The sequence below is a fragment of the Protofrankia sp. Cas8 genome (assembly GCF_963555845.1).
In the GTDB taxonomy this organism is placed as follows: Bacteria; Actinomycetota; Actinomycetes; order Frankiales; family Frankiaceae; genus Protofrankia.
The window spans coordinates 705-18,514 of sequence record NZ_CAUVXI010000070.1; the positions used below are offsets into that span (position 1 = coordinate 705).

The 17,810-nt window shown below is 67.7% G+C and carries 16 protein-coding genes; 8 read left to right on the forward strand and 8 right to left on the reverse strand.

Translation table 11 applies throughout. The annotated features are described in order from the left end of the window. The 4 genes from hrpA to U9977_RS12465 form a co-directional block, all read left to right on the forward strand. Positions 1 to 2,322: ATP-dependent RNA helicase HrpA (hrpA, locus tag U9977_RS12450; protein ID WP_322749398.1), on the forward strand; the 2,322-nt coding region annotated here is incomplete at its 5' end. 55 nt (positions 2,323 to 2,377) lie between these two features. Then, positions 2,378 to 3,421: an aldo/keto reductase gene (locus U9977_RS12455; RefSeq protein ID WP_322749399.1), complete on the forward strand. Its 1,044-nt coding sequence runs from the start codon at positions 2,378 to 2,380 to the stop codon at positions 3,419 to 3,421. A gap of 56 nt (positions 3,422 to 3,477) precedes the next feature. Further along, positions 3,478 to 3,993 carry a Uma2 family endonuclease gene (locus U9977_RS12460; RefSeq protein WP_322749400.1) on the forward strand — a complete coding sequence of 172 codons (516 nt, stop codon included), beginning with the start codon at positions 3,478 to 3,480 and terminating at the stop codon, positions 3,991 to 3,993. A 391-nt stretch (positions 3,994 to 4,384) separates the two neighbouring features. After that, positions 4,385 to 5,449: a lipase family protein gene (locus U9977_RS12465; RefSeq protein WP_322749401.1), complete on the forward strand. Its 1,065-nt coding sequence runs from the start codon at positions 4,385 to 4,387 to the stop codon at positions 5,447 to 5,449. On the opposite strand, the gene U9977_RS12470 is transcribed toward U9977_RS12465, so the two are convergent. From U9977_RS12470 to U9977_RS12485, 4 genes are all read right to left on the reverse strand, one after another. Beyond that, a complete protein-coding gene (locus U9977_RS12470) occupies positions 5,433 to 6,872 on the reverse strand; it encodes an ATP-binding protein (protein ID WP_322749402.1) in 1,440 nt (479 codons plus the stop codon). The genes U9977_RS12465 and U9977_RS12470 overlap by 17 nt on opposite strands. An 84-nt stretch (positions 6,873 to 6,956) precedes the next feature. Then, complete coding sequence (locus tag U9977_RS12475; protein WP_416210160.1) at positions 6,957 to 7,658, reverse strand: VIT1/CCC1 transporter family protein; 702 nt, start codon at positions 7,656 to 7,658, stop codon at positions 6,957 to 6,959. Between the two features lie 66 nt (positions 7,659 to 7,724). Further along, positions 7,725 to 8,990 carry an ABC transporter substrate-binding protein gene (locus tag U9977_RS12480; RefSeq protein WP_322749404.1) on the reverse strand — a complete coding sequence of 422 codons (1,266 nt, stop codon included), beginning with the start codon at positions 8,988 to 8,990 and terminating at the stop codon, positions 7,725 to 7,727. Continuing rightward, positions 8,983 to 11,853 (reverse strand): ABC transporter permease subunit, encoded by a 2,871-nt coding sequence (locus U9977_RS12485; RefSeq protein WP_322749405.1) that lies wholly within the window; start codon positions 11,851 to 11,853, stop codon positions 8,983 to 8,985. The genes U9977_RS12480 and U9977_RS12485 overlap by 8 nt, the downstream gene beginning before the upstream one ends. 269 nt (positions 11,854 to 12,122) lie before the next feature. Between U9977_RS12485 and U9977_RS12490 the strand changes: the two genes are divergently transcribed. After that, the gene (locus tag U9977_RS12490; RefSeq protein WP_322749406.1) at positions 12,123 to 12,929 is read left to right on the forward strand and encodes a sulfite exporter TauE/SafE family protein; all 807 of its coding nucleotides are present in this window, start codon (positions 12,123 to 12,125) and stop codon (positions 12,927 to 12,929) included. A 133-nt stretch (positions 12,930 to 13,062) separates the two neighbouring features. Next, positions 13,063 to 13,605 (forward strand): DnaJ domain-containing protein, encoded by a 543-nt coding sequence (locus U9977_RS12495; RefSeq protein WP_322749407.1) that lies wholly within the window; start codon positions 13,063 to 13,065, stop codon positions 13,603 to 13,605. Between the two features lie 31 nt (positions 13,606 to 13,636). On the opposite strand, the gene U9977_RS12500 is transcribed toward U9977_RS12495, so the two are convergent. Beyond that, complete coding sequence (locus U9977_RS12500) at positions 13,637 to 14,626, reverse strand: ketopantoate reductase family protein (RefSeq protein WP_322749408.1); 990 nt, start codon at positions 14,624 to 14,626, stop codon at positions 13,637 to 13,639. A gap of 125 nt (positions 14,627 to 14,751) precedes the next feature. Next, positions 14,752 to 16,146 carry a TIR domain-containing protein gene (locus U9977_RS12505; RefSeq protein ID WP_322749409.1) on the reverse strand — a complete coding sequence of 465 codons (1,395 nt, stop codon included), beginning with the start codon at positions 16,144 to 16,146 and terminating at the stop codon, positions 14,752 to 14,754. 195 nt (positions 16,147 to 16,341) lie between these two features. Between U9977_RS12505 and U9977_RS12510 the strand changes: the two genes are divergently transcribed. Together U9977_RS12510 and U9977_RS12515 are read left to right on the forward strand one after the other, a co-directional pair. Continuing rightward, positions 16,342 to 16,590 (forward strand): type II toxin-antitoxin system Phd/YefM family antitoxin, encoded by a 249-nt coding sequence (locus U9977_RS12510; RefSeq protein ID WP_322749410.1) that lies wholly within the window; start codon positions 16,342 to 16,344, stop codon positions 16,588 to 16,590. Then, positions 16,587 to 16,838 (forward strand): Txe/YoeB family addiction module toxin, encoded by a 252-nt coding sequence (locus U9977_RS12515; protein ID WP_322749411.1) that lies wholly within the window; start codon positions 16,587 to 16,589, stop codon positions 16,836 to 16,838. Before U9977_RS12510 ends, U9977_RS12515 begins: the two co-directional genes overlap by 4 nt. Before the next feature lie 506 nt (positions 16,839 to 17,344). Here the strand turns inward: U9977_RS12515 and U9977_RS12520 are convergent. Continuing rightward, positions 17,345 to 17,623: a hypothetical protein gene (locus tag U9977_RS12520; RefSeq protein ID WP_322749412.1), complete on the reverse strand. Its 279-nt coding sequence runs from the start codon at positions 17,621 to 17,623 to the stop codon at positions 17,345 to 17,347. After that, positions 17,623 to 17,810: hypothetical protein (locus U9977_RS12525; RefSeq protein ID WP_322749413.1), on the reverse strand; the 188-nt coding region annotated here is incomplete at its 5' end. The genes U9977_RS12520 and U9977_RS12525, both read right to left, overlap by 1 nt.

Below are 17,810 nucleotides of genomic sequence, written 5' to 3' on the forward strand. Positions count from 1 at the left end.
ATCCAGGATCCGCGTGAACGTCCCGTCGACGCCCAGCAGGCGGCGGCGGAGAAACACGCCCGCTTCACCGACAAACAGTCGGACTTCATCGCCTATCTCAACCTGTGGGAGTACCTGCGGGAACAGCAGGAGGAACTGTCCGGAAACCATTTCCGCCGGCTGTGCCGGGCCGAGTTCCTGAACTACCTGCGGGTCCGTGAATGGCAGGATATATACGCTCAGCTACGCCAGGTCACAAAAAGCCTCGGAATGTCGGTGAGCACCGCACCGGCCGACCCCCGGCAGATCCACCTCTCACTGCTGGCCGGCCTGCTGTCACACATCGGTCTCGCCGACCCCGAGAAGCCGGACTATCAGGGTGCGCGTGGCGCCCGGTTCGCTGTCTTCCCCGGTTCGGCGTTGTTCAAGAAGCCACCGCGCTGGGTGATGGCCGCCGAGCTCGTCGAGACGTCCCGGCTGTGGGGACGCACGCTGGCACGCATCGAGCCGGAGTGGGCCGAGGCGCTCGCGCCCCACCTGGTCACCCGCACCTACAGCGAACCGCACTGGGAGAAGAGCCGGGGCGCGGTGATGGCGTTCGAGAAGGTGACGCTCTACGGGGTGCCCCTGGTCGCGTCCCGCCCGGTGACCTACAGCGCGGTCGACCCGGCGCTGTGCCGGGACCTGTTCATCCGCCATGCCCTGGTCGAGGGCGACTGGCAGACCCACCACGGGTTCTTCCACGCCAACCGGGAACTGCTCGACGACGTCGAGGAGCTGGAACACCGGGCGCGGCGCCGCGACATCCTGGTCGACGACGAGGCGCTGTTCGACTTCTACGACCAGCGGATCCCCGCCGAGGTGGTCTCCGGCCGCCACTTCGACAGCTGGTGGAAGAAGGCCCGGCAGGCCGAACCCGACCTGCTCGCCTTCTCCACGGCCATGCTGATCAAGGCTGACGCGGCCGGGGTCGACGAGCGCGACTACCCCGATACCTGGCAGTATGACGACCTCAGCCTGGCGCTGTCCTACCAGTTCGAACCTGGCACGGAGGCGGACGGCGTGACCGTGCGCATCCCGCTGCCCGTGCTCAACCAGGTGGGCGCCGACGGCTTCGACTGGCAGGTGCCGGGCCTGCGCGAGGAACTGGTGACAGCGCTGCTGCGATCGCTGCCCAAACAGATACGACGCACCTTCGTCCCGGCGCCGGACTACGCCAGACGGGTACTGGCGTCGGTGACACCGGCCGACGGGCCGCTGCTCGCCGTTGTGGAACGCGAACTCGGTCACCTCAGCGGCGTGGATGTGCCCCGGCACGCCTGGCAACTCGACCGCGTACCCGACCATCTGAAAATCACATTTCGAGTGGTGGACGAGGCTCAGCGCACCCTCGCCGAGGGCAAGGACCTCGCCGCGCTCACCCGGGCACTGGCGCCGACGCTGCGGGCTGCGGTCAACGCCGCGGCGGACGGCGTCGAGCGCCGGGGCCTGCGGACCTGGGACTTCGGCCCGATCCCCCAGCTGGTCGAACAACGCCGCGCCGGCCAGCCGGTGCGGGCGTATCCCGCGCTGGTCGACGAGACCGACAGCGTGGCCATCGCGGTGTTCGCGACCGAGGCCGAGGCCCGCCAGGCCATGTGGGCGGGCACCCGACGCCTGTTGTTGCTCAACGCGCCGTCACCGATTCGCGCCATCAACGCACAGCTGACAAATCAGGCTAAACTGACGCTCAGCCATCATCCATATCGCACCGTCACCGAACTGCTCGATGACTGCATCGCCTGCGCCGCGGACAAACTGATCACGGAATGCGGCGGTCCGGCCTGGGACTCCGACGGATTCACCAAGCTGGCGGAAATCGTCCAGGCCGACCTGACCGCGACCGCGATCAACGTGGTGACAAAGGTGGAGCGTGTCCTGGCAACCGCGCACACCATTGAACGGCAGCTCAAGGCGACGACGAGCCTCGCGTTGGTGCCGGCGCTGCGCGACGTGCGCTCCCAGCTCTCAGGCCTGGTGTACCGGGGTTTTGTCAGCGGCACCGGCTGGACGCGACTACCCGACGTCGCCCGCTACCTCGCCGCGATCGCGCTGCGCCTGGAGAAACTGCCGGGCGACCCCAACCGCGACCGGGAACGCACCCGGCAGGTCGAGCAGGTGACGCGGGAGTACGACGAACTGGTCGCCAGGCTCGCGCCGGGTAGCTCACCGGGCGAGGAGCTGACGCGAATCCGCTGGATGATAGAAGAGCTGCGGGTCAGCTACTTCGCCCAGACCCTGCGGACGCCGTACCCGGTCTCGATGGAACGGATCTTCCGGGCGATGGACCAGCTCACGCTCTGACCGAACCGATCACAGCGACCGAACCGATCACAGCGATCAAAGGAGACCAGAGGCAGTGACACTTCGCGCTTTCGGACGGACCGGAGTCAGGGTCAGTCCGCTGACGCTCGGGGCGATGATGTTCGGCGCCTGGGGAAATCCCGACCATGACGACAGCATCCGAATCATTCACCGTGCCCTGGATGCCGGCATCAACATCATCGATACCGCGGACATGTACTCGCGGGGCGAGTCCGAGGAGATCGTCGGCAAGGCGCTCGCCGGGGGCCTGCGGGACGAGGTGGTGCTCGCGACGAAGTTCCACGCGCCCATGGACGACAACCTCAACCACCGCGGCAACTCCCGCCGGTGGATCATCCGTGAGGTCGAGAACAGCCTGCGGCGTCTGCAGACCGACTGGATCGACCTCTACCAGGTACACCGGCCCGAGCCCGGCACCGACTTCGACGACACCCTCGGGGCGCTGAGCGACCTCGTCCACCAGGGCAAAATCCGCTATATCGGGACGTCGACCTTTGAACCGTCGGCCATCGTGGAAGGCCAGTGGATCGCGCAGCGTCGTGGCCGTGAACGCGTCGTCTCCGAGCAGCCGCCGTATTCCCTCCTCGCCCGCGGCATCGAGCGGGAAGTCCTGCCGGTTGCGCAGCGCTACGGACTGGCCGTGATCCCGTGGAGCCCGCTGGCCGGCGGGTGGTTGACCGGGCGGTACCGCAAGGGAGTCGAGCTGCCCGTCTCCGGCCGCAGCCAGCGCACGCCCGGACGCTTCGACCTGACCCTCCCGGCGAACGCCACCAAGCTCGAAGCGGTCGAGCAGCTGGCTCTGCTGGCCGAGGAGGCCGGGCTCTCCCTCGTCCACCTGGCCATCGCGTTCGTCCTTGAGCATCCCGCCGTCACCTCGGCGATCATCGGCCCGCGGACCATGGAGCAGCTCGAGTCCCAGCTCGGCGCGGCCAAGGTGACGCTCTCACCAGACCTGCTCGACCGGATCGACACAATCGTTCCACCGGGCACGACCATCAACACCGCGGACGGGGGCTACGAACCACCGTCCCTGACCGACCCGGCCTACCGCCGCCGGACCACAGTCGGACCCGAATAGCCAGGTATCGATCTATAATCTGGTGTGACCACGAGGTCACAGGGAGGCGGTTCGGCATGCGCACCGTAGTTCTCGGCGAGCGTCCCCGGGTTCTCGAGGAGTTCATTGCCCGACGCGAATCGCTCGGGCAGGACACCTTCGACGAGATCTGGAACGGGGAATATCATCTGGCGCCGGGTCCATCAGCAGAACACGGCCGTGTTGACTATGAGCTCAGCGCGCTGTTGCTACCGCGTGCGCGGGCCGCCGGGCTCGTGGGCACCGGCCCGTTCAACCTCGGCCGCCGCGACGACTACCGGGTACCCGACGGTGGGTTGCACCGCGGACGCCCCAGCGGCGTGTATCTGCCCACCGCCGCCGTGGTCATCGAGGTCGTGTCACCGGACGACGAGACCTACGCGAAGATTGATTTTTATGCCGCGCACGAGGTGGATGAACTGATCGTCGCCGATCCGGCACGCCGGACGGTACGGATCTGGCAACTCGTGGACGGCAAATACGACGAAACCGGGCACAGCGACCTGCTGGGCATCACGGCGACGGCGCTGATAGACGGCATCGACTGGCCCTGACGGAAAAGCCGAGACTGTTCTGAATCCAACCATAGGCGCATCGAGAAACCAGCACCGAAAACTCGTGCTGCGCGGTGGGGACCAAAGGCGTTGAATGGGAGCCAGCACCGCGCGGCGACGACCGGGAGGCGACTCGATGCTGGTCCGTGATACCAAGGCCCCGAGCTATGAGACCCTACGACCTTTCAAGAATCCGGACGCCCCGGGGAATCTCGGGAAATTCCCCGGGTTTCCCGTCTACGAGGGGCTGAGCAGCTACCTCGCGGATGCAAAGGACCATCCCGATGACGTGGTGCGCCATGTGCTGGCGACCTGCGCGGCATATGCGTACGCGAAGGTCGACCCGCCCGGGACGGAGAGCACCGACACGCTCGCCACCATGATGGCCCGTATGGGGCTCGAGGAGAACAACTGCCGCATTGTCTCGGAGTCTGTCGACGCGATGCTCATCTCGTCCACCGCCGCCATCGTGCAGAGCAGCGACAAAAAGGTCGTCATCCTGGCCTACCGGGGCACGGAACCGTCGAATATCATGAACTGGCTGACCGATGTCGAGATCTACTCACGTGATGCGGCGAAGTTTCGTGTGTCGAACCCACGGACGGGTGACAGCGGTGCCGTCGATCTGCATGCGGGTTTTTACCGGAACGTCCGGGCGACGCGCTACGAGGTGCTGCGCGCCCTGAAACGTGCGATGGCCGGGCAGTCCATCCTGGCGGCCGAGAGCGGGCCCGGCGAGGGCGATCTGAACGGGAGTCGGCACATTACTCCCGCCCTTTACATCACCGGGCACAGCCTGGGTGGCGCGATGGCCGCCATCATGGGGATCATGCTGATGACCGACCCCCAGTACAAGGACAGTATCGGTAACAACCTGCGGGCTGTTTACACCTTCGGCCAGCCGATGATCGGCCCGCAGGCGCTCGCCGACGCGTACGAGAAAATCGAGAACAGCGCCCCGGTCCTCCGCTACATCTACCGCCGGGACCCGGTGCCCCATCTACCGCCGCGTCAGACCGGTGGCTTCGCGCACTTCGGCCGGGAATGGCACCACGACGGCAAAGATTGGAAGGAGACCAGCGCCGATCCGGCGCGGCAGATGAGGGACATCCTGGGTCTCGGCCAGGCGGCCCTCGCATTTGTGGCCGAACAGAATCCGATCCTGCGCCGGGTACCCGTCGGCTCCTTGCTTTCCGATCACTTTCCGCAGCACTACGTCGAAAGGCTGGCCCCACCCGGCACGCTCATCAGCGAGTTCGGCGACGACCAGCTGATACTACCGGCAGGCGACCCGACGCCCTGGCCCATGCCAAGCTTTTTCCGGAGGATTCCCCAGGACGTGGTCAAGACGGCGCAGGGGGTCGTCGACAACAGCGGCCGAGCGGTGCAAATCGTCCTGCGGGCGGCTGAAAACGTTGGCCGTGCCGTCGGAAGCACGGTTACCAGGCAGACATAAGCCGCTGCGGATCATAGAAGGCCACGCCGGTCGCGGTACACGTCGTGCGGCCCACCGCGACCGGCGTGGCCGCGGTGGCGCCGGGCACCGCGGTACGGGACGTCAGCAGCTCGTCGAGGTCGGCGTGGCTGAAAGGCGCACTGTCCCGCCACTTGATCGACCCGATGAACGTGACCGCCGTCGGCGGTGCGCTGGAACGGACGCCGACCAGATCGACCTCAGGGATATTGCCGCGAGGCCACCAACCGCCGACCGTTTCCGCGCCACCAAGAACGGGATCGGATGCGGCCAGACGGGTCAGCGCCTCCCGCACCAGCGGCTCGACCGCCCGTCCACGGTAGTGCGCCCACGATGCGCTGACCCTGGCCCGGGCGAGATCCGACCGGCCGCGCTGAATGTCGTTGATACCGGGCTCGACGAAACGCAACCAGAACCGCAGGTACGGGTCCGCGATCCGATAGCGGGGAACATTGGATGATTTCACCGAAACGGGCTGGTCGACCGCGATGACCCGCTTGTCGGCAAGTAGTCGAAGCGTACGGCTCAGCGGGGTCGCCGCAAGCCCTGCGCGCCCCGCGATCGCCGAATGTGCCCGTTCGCCGGCGCCGATCGTCCGCAGGACATCGCTCGCCTGCAGATCACGAGGAAACTCGGCGTCGAGCACCCGCTGCCCGATGACGACCAGCTCGGTGTTGTCGTCGGCGAACTGGTCGTCGAGAAAGGCGTCAAGACCATGGTGGCGTCGCCACTCGAGGAGCAGACGGGGATAACCACCGGTGACCAGTTGGGCGTCGAAAGCCTCCGCCGCCCGGTCCGAAGGAATGCCCAACATGCGAGCCGTGTCGCCGAGCAGAAAGGGCGTGACAACCATCTCCTTGGCCCGCCCGAAAAGGGGACGGTCGTGCCCGGTGAGCATCTCCATGACGGCGAGGTCGCTACCGATGAGAATCATGAGAACCGGCCGGCTCTCGAACAGCCGGTCCCACAGTTTCTGCAACGTGCCGTCCAGGCCGGGATCGCGTTCGAGCAGCCACGGCAGCTCGTCCAGGACCACGATCGACGGAGCATCGGTCGGCAGTGCCGCGTGCACCGCGCGCAGAGCCTGCTCCCAGTTGCGATACGTCCCGCCCATGAGCAGGTCAGCACCTGGCAAGGTGCACTCCAGCCGCGCATCCTCGACAAACCCATCCAGGTCCCGCTGCATGGTCGCCTGCCGCGCGCCGGTAACGAACAGACGTGGCAGGCCGCTGCGTTGCACGAACTCGCTGACCAGACGCGACTTGCCAGCCTGGCGCCGCCCGCGCACGCTCAACAACCGTGCGTCGCCTCCCATCACAGCGCTCAGGTGGCGGGTGAGCCTTGCCATCTCCTCAGCGCGGCCCACGAACGGTGTCTGCCCCATGAGGTCCAGGCTAACATCCATGTTAGTGACATCCATGTTACTGACATCAATGTTAGTAACATGGATGTTAGCTTTACGGATGATCGACGGGATCAATCGACAGGATCAGTGGATGGCGGTCCCGGCCACGGCGCCGACAGCGGCCGTCACAGCCATGGCGATGCACCCGCCGATGACGACACGGGCGGCCGCCCGTCGCCGGTTCGCGCCGCCGAGCGCGGCGCCGACCGTGCCGAGCAGGGCCAGCCCCACCAACGTCACGCCGATCAGCAGCACGATCCTGGCGGTACTGCCGGCAACGACCGTGGCCAGCAACGGGAGCAGCGCACCGGCGGCGAAACTCAGCGCGGAGGCCCCAGCGGCCTGTACCGGACGCGCAGCGTTCGCCGGTAGCTGGCCGAGTTCGTCGCGGGCGTGCGCGGCCAGCGGATCGGCCTGGCTGAACTCCACCGCGACCTCCCGGGCAAGTCGCGGGTTCAGCCCGCGCCGCACGTAGATGCCGGTCAGCTCTTCCAGTTCGGCGGCGGGATCGGCCGCGAGCTCCGCCGCCTCCACCGAGAGGTCCCGCAGCTCGACGTCACGCTGAGAACTGACCGAGACGAATTCGCCGGCGGCCATCGACGTCGCCCCGGCTACGAGCCCGGCCAGGCCCGCGGTCAGCACGGCGGCCCGCGACGCCGACGACGCGGCGACACCAAGCATCAGGCTCGCGGTCGACACCAGGCCGTCGTCGGCACCCAGCACCGCGGCTCGCAGCCAACCCGACCGCTCGCCACGGTGTCGCTCCCGATGCCCCGTTCTCACCATGATGCGATCGAACGCCACCGGCTCACGCAGTGCCACCCGCGACTCGCGGCAGGCCGGTGAGAAACCTCACCGCAACGGGCGGGAGCCAGCCGCCAGGATGTCGAGGGCCTGGTAGGTCTCGTTGCCGAGCGAGACATGTCGGCGTTCACCGCTGTCCCACCGGGCCCCGCGCAGAGTTGTATTGAACACCCGTTCGACCCCTGGAATGGGATTGGTTCTGGTGAAATCCAGCCTCGGGACGAGCTGCAGGTCAAGGCTGGTGGTCCGACCCAGCTGGGCCAGCAGCGCCGCCGAGGTGAGCGCGCCCGGCACCTGGTTACCGATCTTCTCCACGACCTGCACCGACAGCCATCCGTTCAGCGACGTGCTCGACTTCCACAGTGCGGCAGACGCGTCCCTGTCGCCGGTACTGTACTCGGCGTCGAGCTCCGCGCGCATCCGCCGCAGTTCGCTGAACTGGTCGGCCTCGTCGAGCTCGGGGTAGGCGGTGGCCTCGACCAGCCGGCCCGCGACCGGCCCCAGCTGCTCCAGGCTGACGTCCGAGATCGCGCCGGTCGCGTGGCAGTAGGAGAGCCGTTCGCCGCCGTCGCGCATCACCGCGACAGCGGCCTGTTCGGTGACCACCATGACCGCGCCGTCGGCGCCCGCCGCGGTCAGCTGGGTCACGGTCGGCGTGAAGTCGCTCGTGGTGATGGGCACCCGTACCACCGGACTGGCCGGAAGCTGGACGGCCCTGGCACCGACCTGGCCGAGGGTGAGAAGACGATCGCTGGCGGAAAGATCGTAACCGACCATACCGAGATGCCTGGCACCGATCTTCTTCAGCAGCGACGGGCAGACCGCGGGGAACATGACCAGTGGGCTGAGCACAAAACTGATCGGGGAGTGCAGCTCGGAGCCGTCCGCGGACACTCCGGCCGAACCGACCGAGGCGATCCCGGCCTTCGCGAGGGTCGCCATGATGCCGCCCGTGCCGCTGGTCTCCGACACGACCGCGAGGACGCCGGTGTCGGCCGCCTGTTTCGCGCAGGCCGCCGCTGCGGACCCGTCGTTGTTCTCGTTGCAGTGGACCAGTTCGACCGGATGCCCCTTGATCCCTCCCCGGGCGTTGACGCCCCGGACTGCGGCCCTGGCAGCCGCCACCATCTCCGGGTAGTTCCCGCCGGTGGTCCCCGTCGGCGCGATGATCATCAACGTGACCGGTGCGCCAGAGCTGCCCGCCGGTCGTGGTGAACCGGCGCCGTCGCCACCGTGCGCGCACGCCGACATGCCGGCCAGAGCCAGCGCGCCACCCAGACCAGCCGCGATCATCCGAAGTCGCGCCCTACGCACCCGCGAGCCCCTTCCGTTCGAATTCACCGACCGGTCGGCCCAGATAGGCCGCCTGCACCCGGGGATCGCGGCACACCTCGGCCGGCCAACCCTCGGCGATCTTCCTGCCGACGTCGACGACGGCCACCCGGTCGCAGACACCCCGGATGACGCTCATGTCGTGGTCATTGATGACGATGGCGAGTCCCCAGTCGTCGGCGAGGCGACGCAGCAACCGGGCCAGCTGCGCGGACTCGGTCTGGTCAAGCCCGGCACACGGTTCGTCGAGCAGCAGCACGGACGGCGCCGCGGCCACGGCGCGGGCGATCGAGACCAGCCGCCGGCGACCGTAGGGCAGCTCCGAGACGGTGCGGAACAGATCGTCACGCAGCCTGAAGACGCCGATCGCGAACACGGCTATGGGCGGCAACGGTCGCTCCCGCGCCGCCAGCAGGTTGGTGAGGTAGGCCCTGGAGTCCCGTGGGTCGCTGCCCGCCTGGATGTTCTCCAGCACGGTGAGATCATCGAACAGCTCGAGGTGCTGGAAGGAGCGGCCGATCCCGGCGCGTGCACGCCGGGATGCCCCGAGCCGGTCCAACGGTGTCCCACCGAGGGTCACCACCCCGGCTGCCGCACAAGTGTGGCCGCTGATGGCGTCGATGAGGCTCGTCTTCCCGGCCCCGTTCGGCCCGATCAGCCCGACCACCTCGCCCGGCCCCACCGCGAGGTCGATGTCGCGTACCGCGGTCAGCGCGCCGAATGTGACCGTCAGGCCGGCAACCGCGAGGCGTGCGGGCCGCACCGGCACGGGTTCCACCGGCATGGGTTGCCCGCCGGCACCACGGCCGGCTGCCAGCAGACGGGCGAGACGACGGTGGCGCCGGGCGGCGGCGCGCACCGGCCGGTCCGGCCAGCCCGATCCAAGCCGGTCGAGCGCGCGGCGGATGGTGCGGACGTTGTCCGCCGCCATCCCCCCACCGGAACCATTCATGATCATAATCAGCGCGATGCCGCTGGCAAGCGGCAGGTACCGGTCGAGATGGACCAGCCAGCCCGGCCCGCCGAGACATTCGCCGACCGCCATCGCGATGCGCGTACCGAGGGTGCCGACCACCAGCGTCGCGCCCGCGACCGATCCGCTCACCCAGCCGATCCCGCCGACCACGGCGAAGGCGAGCAGCATGATCGAACCGAACGGCGCGAACGTCCCCGCGCCGTAGTTGATGTTCCCGACCTCACCGTACTGGTAGAAGACGTAGAGCACCCCGCCGAGCCCCGCGATCGCGGCTGACAGCGCGAACGCGTACAGCTTCGCGCCGACGACGCTGATACCGAGCGCGGCGGCGGCACGTTCGTTGGCCCTGATCGCGATCAGCCGTCGCCCGGCGCGGCCCCGGCGCAGGTTGGCCACGGCGAGCGCCACCAGCGTGAACACGACCAGCACGAGCGTGGCGAAGCCGTCCGGATTGTCAATCTTGTCAAGTTCGACACCGAAGACCGACTGCGTACCCACCACAGTGCCCTCGGGTGAACCCAGCCCGCCGAAGATGGTCGCGGCCGTACCCGCCGGCGGTGGCGAGTGATAACCCCGCTGGAACAGGATCGCGTCGGCGGCAGCACCCATACCCAGTGTGACGATCGCAAGCTGCAGACCCCGGGTGCGCAGGGCGGGCAGTGCGAACAGCAGCCCCACCGCGACAGCGCCGCTGACACCCACGACCAGCGCCGCGGGCAGCGGCCAATGCCAGATCGCGACAATGCGGCCGGTGATGAGCGCGGCAACGCCGGCCGGAACGAGCTGGCCCAGGCAGATCTGGCCGGCGAACCCGACCAGGACCACCAGCGACACCATGAGCAGTGCCCAGAGCGCATTGGCGCCGACGGCAGTCACCCAGTCGCTCGGTAGCACGAACCAGATGAGCGCCAGGGCAACCGCCAGCAGCATGCCCAGGGCCAGCGGATGGATCCGGCCACCGCCGAGCTCCGGGTGTCGGGCCACTATGTGTCCGCGGTCGGGAATGCCGTGGCCGCGCACCACCAGATAGAAGACAATCACGATGAGTGGGATGGCGCGATCGGCTCCGGTCCACGCGGGATGCGCGGTGACCAAGCCGACCTGTGTGAGGAGCTCGACGAGTCCGAGCGCGAGACCCCCGGCCAACACCCCCGGCAGCGAATGGAACCGCGCCATGAGCGCGACAGCGAGCGCGGGCACCACGAGCATGATCAGGCTTGTCGACGACAGCGGATTGCCCAGCGGCGCCAGCAGCACTCCGGCGAGACCGGCGAGGGCCGAGCCCACACACCACGCCGCGCCCGCGACCGCGCCCGGTGACCATCCGGCGGCGGCCGCCGCCCGCGGGTTGTCGATCACAGCCGTCGCGGCCAGGCCGAAGGTGGTGAAGCGAAAGAACGCCCACACAACGGCGACGACGACCGCCACCGCGGCGAGCCGGACGAACAGGTCGACACCGACCGCCCGGCCGAACATGGTCAGCTCTCCGGCCGGCAGCACCGACGGGGACGACCGCACCTGGGACCCGAAGAACAGACCTGCCAGCGCCTGCAGGATGATCAGCAAGCCGAGCGTCGCCATGGCGCGGGTCAGCGGCGAGGAGCCCCGCAGCGGCCCCATCGCCAGGACCGCGAAGGCGAGGCCGATCGCCGCGGTGACCACGACCGTCAGGGCACCCGCCGGCGCGACCGGCAGGCCCCAGTTCTCCTGGGCCGCACTGAAGAAATACGCCGCCCACATCACCAGCGCGCCGTGGGCGAAGTTGATCACACCCGCACCGCGGGCGATGACCACCACTCCCGCCGCCACCAATGCGTACAACGCGCCGGTGCCGAGACTGAGCGGCGCGTATCCGAGCAGATTGGTCACGAAAGCCCGGTCACACGGTGAGCGTCGCGCGGCATACCGAATCCGACGTCCATGAGCCGCCCATCTCCGCCCGGAAACTCCGGGACCCGCCGCTATCATACGGAATGTAGCGGTAACCAATATCGCCGGCAAGCAGGATATCCAACAGAATAAGTAATCTGTTTATAAGAAATTGTGCGCACAGGGCTTATCAAGGTCGATACGGCGCTTTTCCCCGGGAGCGGGTGTACTGACCTGTACCTGCACTTCTACCGGACGCGGAGGGCGATGTGGGACCAGCCGACGGCGGACTCGTGGCGGCCGCCGGCCTGCTGGCCGGGGCGGTGAACGCGGTTGCCGGCGGCGGCACCCTGATCGCCTTCCCCGCGCTGCTCACCACCGGGATGCCGGCACTCACCGCGAACATCACATCCTCGGTCGGGCTGGTGACCGGATACGCGGGCGGTGCGCTCGGCTACCGACGGGAACTGGCGGGCCAGGCCACCCGGCTGCGCGCGCTCGCCATCCCGGCGCTGCTCGGCGGGCTGACCGGGGCGGTGGTGCTGGTGGTCACACCCGCGGGCGCCTTCCGGGCGGTGGTCGGCTACCTGGTCGTGGCGGCCTGCGGGCTGCTCGGCGCCCAGCCGTGGCTGGCCCGGCTGGTCGCCGGCCGGCGTGCCACCGCGTCCGCTGCCAGGCCCACCACCAGCGGTGTCACCACCAGCGGTGTTACCAACAGCGGTGTCACCTGGCCGACCCGCGCGGGGGTGTTCCTGGCGGGGATCTACGGCTCCTACTTCGGTGCCGGGCTGGGGGTGCTGCTCCTCGGTGTGCTGGGAATCCTGCTACCCGACGACATCCAGCGCACCAATGCCGCGAAGACGCTGCTCTCGTTCGGGATCAACGCGATCGGCGTCACCGTGTTCGTGGTGAGCGCCCAGGTCTCCTGGGCCTTCGCGGCGATCCTGCTGGTCACGTCCTACGCGGGTGGTGTCCTTGGCGCACGCCTCGCCCGGGTGCTGCCCGCGGCCGCGCTGCGGGGCACGGTGGTGACCCTCGGACTGATCGTCGCGGTCGTCCTCATCGTCTCCAGCTGAACGTCTCCAGATGAACGTCTCCAGGTGAACCCGCCGGCGATCCGGGGACATCGGCCGCCGGCGATGCGCCAGAACCACGATCGCATCGCCTTTGGCCCTTTGGCCCTTTAGGCCGGTGGGTAGGAGGTGATTTGTGGTCCGACCATCGCTCTATGACGTGCTGGGTGTGCAACCGAGCGCCTCGGCCGCCCAGATCGTCACCGCCTACCGGCAGGCCGCCCGGCGCACCCATCCCGACGCCGGCGGCTCCGAAAGCGCGTTCCGTCTGGTCAACACCGCATACCAGGTACTGAGCGATCCCGAGCGGCGCCGCGCCTACGACCGCCGGCTGCGCTCCCGATCAGCCGGCGGACCCACCGGCCCCGCAGCACCTACCGGCCCCGCAGCAGCCACCGGCCCCGCAGCAGCCACCGGCCCGATCTGGCCGACCGTTCCGCGCCAGCCGGGCCCGCCAGGCCGGACCACCGGTGCCGCGACGCCGCAACCCGCAACCGGCGAGACGCAACGGCGGACCCGTCGCCGTTACCTGGCGATGATGGCCTGCTGCCTGGCGTTGTTCGTCCTCGCCGGCAGCGTGGTCCGCTTCTTCTCGGTGCCCGCAGCCCTGGCAATGATGCTCATTGCTGCGATCATCCCGCCGGTCGCGGCCGTCATCGCCAACCGGTCCCGGGAGTGAGAATCTGTGGTGAATTCTATCGTGAATACGCTCACAGGCTGGGGGCCAGTTCCACCATCCGTTCCACGTCGTTGCGGTAGGACAGCAGACAGGGCATGGGGATGTCGAGCCGTTCACCCGTCCGGATGACGTCGTCATAGATCTCGTACCGTTCCGCGGGCGCATAGCGCCCGTGATTGACCGAGATCCGCTGAGGCAGCTCCCCGCGGAGCATGAGCCGGACGGCGGGCGTCACCGTCGACGGCGGCAGCACGAACGGTCGGGCGTCCTGCGCAAAACGCACCTCCGCCCCGCGTGCGACACAGATCTGCATGGCCTCCCGCCCGGCGTGCAGTGCGTCGTAAACGGCACGGTTGCTACGCGTGAAACGCTCGAAGCCCCGAGCACGGGCGCCGCCGCATATCCAGGCCGTGGTACTGGCAAAATACACCCACAACCAGTGTTCCATGTTGGGATGGATCTCCGGACGAAAGCCGGCCTCCGCGAAGAGCGCGGCGAGACGGCCCACATTCTGCTCGGCGAGGTCCGTCATCGTTCCACCGATCGCCGTATTACCCGTGCTCGCCCCGAGCACGATCCCCCCTTCGAGGGCACCGTTCAACACGTTGTCGATGATGCTGCCACCGGCCCGGGGAGCACCCAGCACATACTGATCCTTACCCAGACAGGCGTCGATGAAGTCCAGGCCGCGCCAGTTGTGGTTCAGGAACAACACGGTGGCCGAGCCCAGGTTCCGCGCGAGCGCGGGCAGGACGTCCGGGGTCTGGGTGTGCCGGACGGCAAGCACAACCAGCTCGACACCGTCCATCGGACGAAGCTCGGTGACGATACGGGGACGGAACCGCTCGGTGACCTCCCTGCGGCGTCTGCCCCGGACGTCAAGGATGCTCAGGTCGAGCCCGTCGACCCATCGGTCCACCTGCTGCGGGCGGACCAGCACGCTGACCTCGTGCCCGGCCCTTGACAGCGCCCAGGCGTGTAGGGTACCGATCACTCCACCACCGAACACCAGAACACGCATGGCATCCAGTATCCGAAGCCGGTGGGACGTTCGGCAGAGTCGCAGGCCCATCGACGAGCAGCACAAAGACCCACCCGGCCATGGCCTTCCCGCGACCGGCCCGAAGGCCTGTCACCTCTCCCGGCTCACCCCTTCGGGCCGGGGAACCGGGGTGGGTCGGACGGCCGGTAACCACCGGCGACCGATCTTTTTATCTGCTCGACGAGTCTGGTTGCCGCGGCCTCCTGCGGAAGACCGACAAGGTCAATATGAACGATACCGCGCAGCAGCCCGTCGGGCTCGCATTCCGCCACCCGTACCGGAATCAGTTTCCGTCGCATCCCGTTGGGGTCGGCCTGCCAGGCGGCCTGCCATTCAGCCTGCACCTGTGCGGCCTGCAGATAGTTCTCCGACAGCACCACCAGCGTCCGCTTGGAATGCACGATCGCGTCGTTGAGCCGCCCCACAACATGACTACCGGGCAGTACGTCCCAGGTTTCGATGTGGACCCGGTACTTATGTGCCTCCAGCTCCCAGGCGATCCAGGTAGCCCAACCCTCGTCCGGCTTGGCGGCGGAGATGAGGAAGTCCCAGTCGGGCGCGTCGGACGGCGTGTCGTCGGTGACCGCGCCGGCTCGTTCGGTCTCGGCGCTCAGACCCGCGGCCGGCACCTGCACCTGCACCTGCACCCAGGCCGTACCGGAGAACTTCGGAACCTCGACCTCGACCTTGCGGAACTCCCCTGGGTCGAGCCCGCGAAGCCGCTCGGCAACAGTCGAGGCGTACAGCTCGTCGGAGACGATGAGCGCAAGATCCTCGGACGGTATGTCCTGGAGCACCTGACGCACCGGTGGCGCGTCCACCAACCGGGCCGCCACAACGGTCGGCTGACCGGCGAACCCGGTGTCATCGATGATCACGTCGCCGTGGTGCAACGCCACCCGCAACCGGACCCGACCGGTGTCGTTACGGGTCCGGTTGTAGGCCCGTAGCGCAATTCGCAGCTCGCGGACGAAGTCCGCGGCGATCCTCGCCTTGGGGATGCCGGCGGCGACCACGCCGAGAAAGCCGTCGCCCCGGTCCTGCAACCGGACGGCGTCGGCGGGGATGCCGGTCCGCTCAAGGGCCTCATCGACGACCTCGCGCAGACCCCGGCGCCAGGCAAGCTGGACCAGGGTGCCGTGCTGACTGAACCGCACGGCGTCCAGAGCGAGCACGGTGTAGGGCATCGGAAGATCGTCGGGTGCGGTGAACCAGCCCGACGTGTCTGCGAAGGCCCGTGCCCGTGCGAACACCGGATTCGCCGGGTAGCGCTCCGCGGCGGCGGCGAGAATCCGCTGCCGACCATTCGGTAACCCTCCGCTGTCGAGAAAGTTGTTCGCCTCCGCCCAGAACGCCAGCGGCGTCTGCGCCGGCGCCCAGGACGGCTGGTCGAGTCGGTCCAGTCCGGCGCGTTCCAGTAACTGGACGGCGCTCAACGACGTCGCGAACGCACCCGCAAGCGCCCGGATCTCCTGGTCGGTCAACCGCTGCTCGCTCAAGGCTCCCCCGTACCTAAGGCTCCCCGTACATGCCGCCGGGTACATGCGGCCACCCGCCCGGGTCACCCCGCGCGGCACCGGACGCGTCATATTCGCATGTTATGACCGAGAGCACCGACCCCGGTCGCCCCAGGGTTCACCGCACGCACAGCGCGGTGGTACGATATCGTGTACCACTTTGGAGGTGAGGTAGCTGTGGCTGTCACCGCCAGCGAAGCACGCAAGCGCCTGTTCCCGCTGATCGAACAGGTCAACGCCGACCAGGAACCGATTGAGATCCTCTCCAAGCGCGGCACGGCCTACCTGGTGTCAGAGGCCCAGTTCCGGTCCATGCAGGAGACGGCTTACCTGCTACGTTCCCCCGCCAATGCCGCACACCTGGCGGCCAGCATCGCCGAGGCGGACGCAGGCGCCGTGGAGGAACACGAACTGCTGGGCCCGTGAGGGTCGTTTTTACGTCGCGGGCCTGGGCCGACTACACGTCCTGGGCCGACGACCGCACGACGCTGCGCCGGATAAACCGCCTGATCGAGGAGTCGGCGCGCGACCCGGCCACCGGAATCGGTAAACCGGAGCAGCTGTCGCAGAATCTATCCGGGTACTGGTCGCGACGGCTCACGGACGAACACCGTCTAGTGTACCATGTGCGCGGGGACGATCTGATCATTATTCAGGTTCGCTACCACTACTGAATGGCCCGTCCCCGCTCACGCGATAGGGTTCGACGCGACAGTGATCGGCATGGGGGGCGTTCCTGTGTTCCGCGGAACGCACTGACCAGCTCGTCGGGTCGCTGTTCAGCTGGGTGATCGGGCGTTCGCTGTCCCGTGTGCGCTGATCGCTACCGCGGTTGCGCTAGAAGCCCCGCCGGGTGGGTACCGGGCGGGGCTTGGTGGGCAGGTTGTCGGGGTGCTGTGCACCGTGTCGCGGTGGTCGCCAGTCCGCCGCCCCCTTATTCGGCTCTTCGCAGTTGGCCAGAGACCGCCTCCCGCGCCGCCCGCCCGCCGTGGCGACCGACCGTAACCGCATACGCAACCGCCACGTAATCAGACGACTACGACCTCTGGCCAACTACGGAGAGCCCAATAAGACGAGTCTCCACTGACTCCTTGAGGCCGCCCACCGTTTGACCCCGCTCTCACCGTCCTCATGTGCACCCTCCAACAACTTCTCCAAGAACGTGCAGTTTTCCCGAACATCATTTCTCCGAATTCGGAGTCTGCCGAGCAACGTCAATATGCGATTGTCGCGCACTCAACCGCAACTGACCGCCCGTCGTATATCCGGCGCAGACAACAGTGATTTGCCGGCCTACACGTGGCCAATCAGACGGGAAAGTCGGCAGATCGGCGACGAACACGCGATCGACGACGCCGATCTCGCCCGAAGGTACTCGCACCCTCAACCCGTACGGCATATGGGCTACGACGATTGCCTGAACCACCGCCCACTTCTCCAGTCTGTCCACCATGCTCACTACCTACCACTCCATGGCAATCTAGCGAAGACATTAAACTCGTCGAAAAGTTCTTGAGGGATCACATACTCCAAATGATCTTCAGTTAGCCCCTCCCACACCTCGATCTTGCCAGCAGCGATGTTCCGCTGCAGCCATTCGGTCGGAACATCAGTCCTAAATCCGACTCCATGAGTATCACCCGCAT

Excerpts from the sequence above, each read along its gene's own strand:
- U9977_RS12500 (WP_322749408.1), bottom strand. The coding sequence starts at position 14,626 with ATGCGTGTTCTGGTGTTCGGTGGTGGAGTGATCGGTACCCTACACGCC.
- U9977_RS12465 (WP_322749401.1), top strand. The coding sequence starts at position 4,385 with ATGGGGCTCGAGGAGAACAACTGCCGCATTGTCTCGGAGTCTGTCGAC.
- U9977_RS12475 (WP_416210160.1), bottom strand. The coding sequence starts at position 7,658 with ATGGTGAGAACGGGGCATCGGGAGCGACACCGTGGCGAGCGGTCGGGT.
- U9977_RS12460 (WP_322749400.1), top strand. The coding sequence starts at position 3,478 with ATGCGCACCGTAGTTCTCGGCGAGCGTCCCCGGGTTCTCGAGGAGTTC.
- U9977_RS12470 (WP_322749402.1), bottom strand. The coding sequence starts at position 6,872 with ATGGATGTTAGCCTGGACCTCATGGGGCAGACACCGTTCGTGGGCCGC.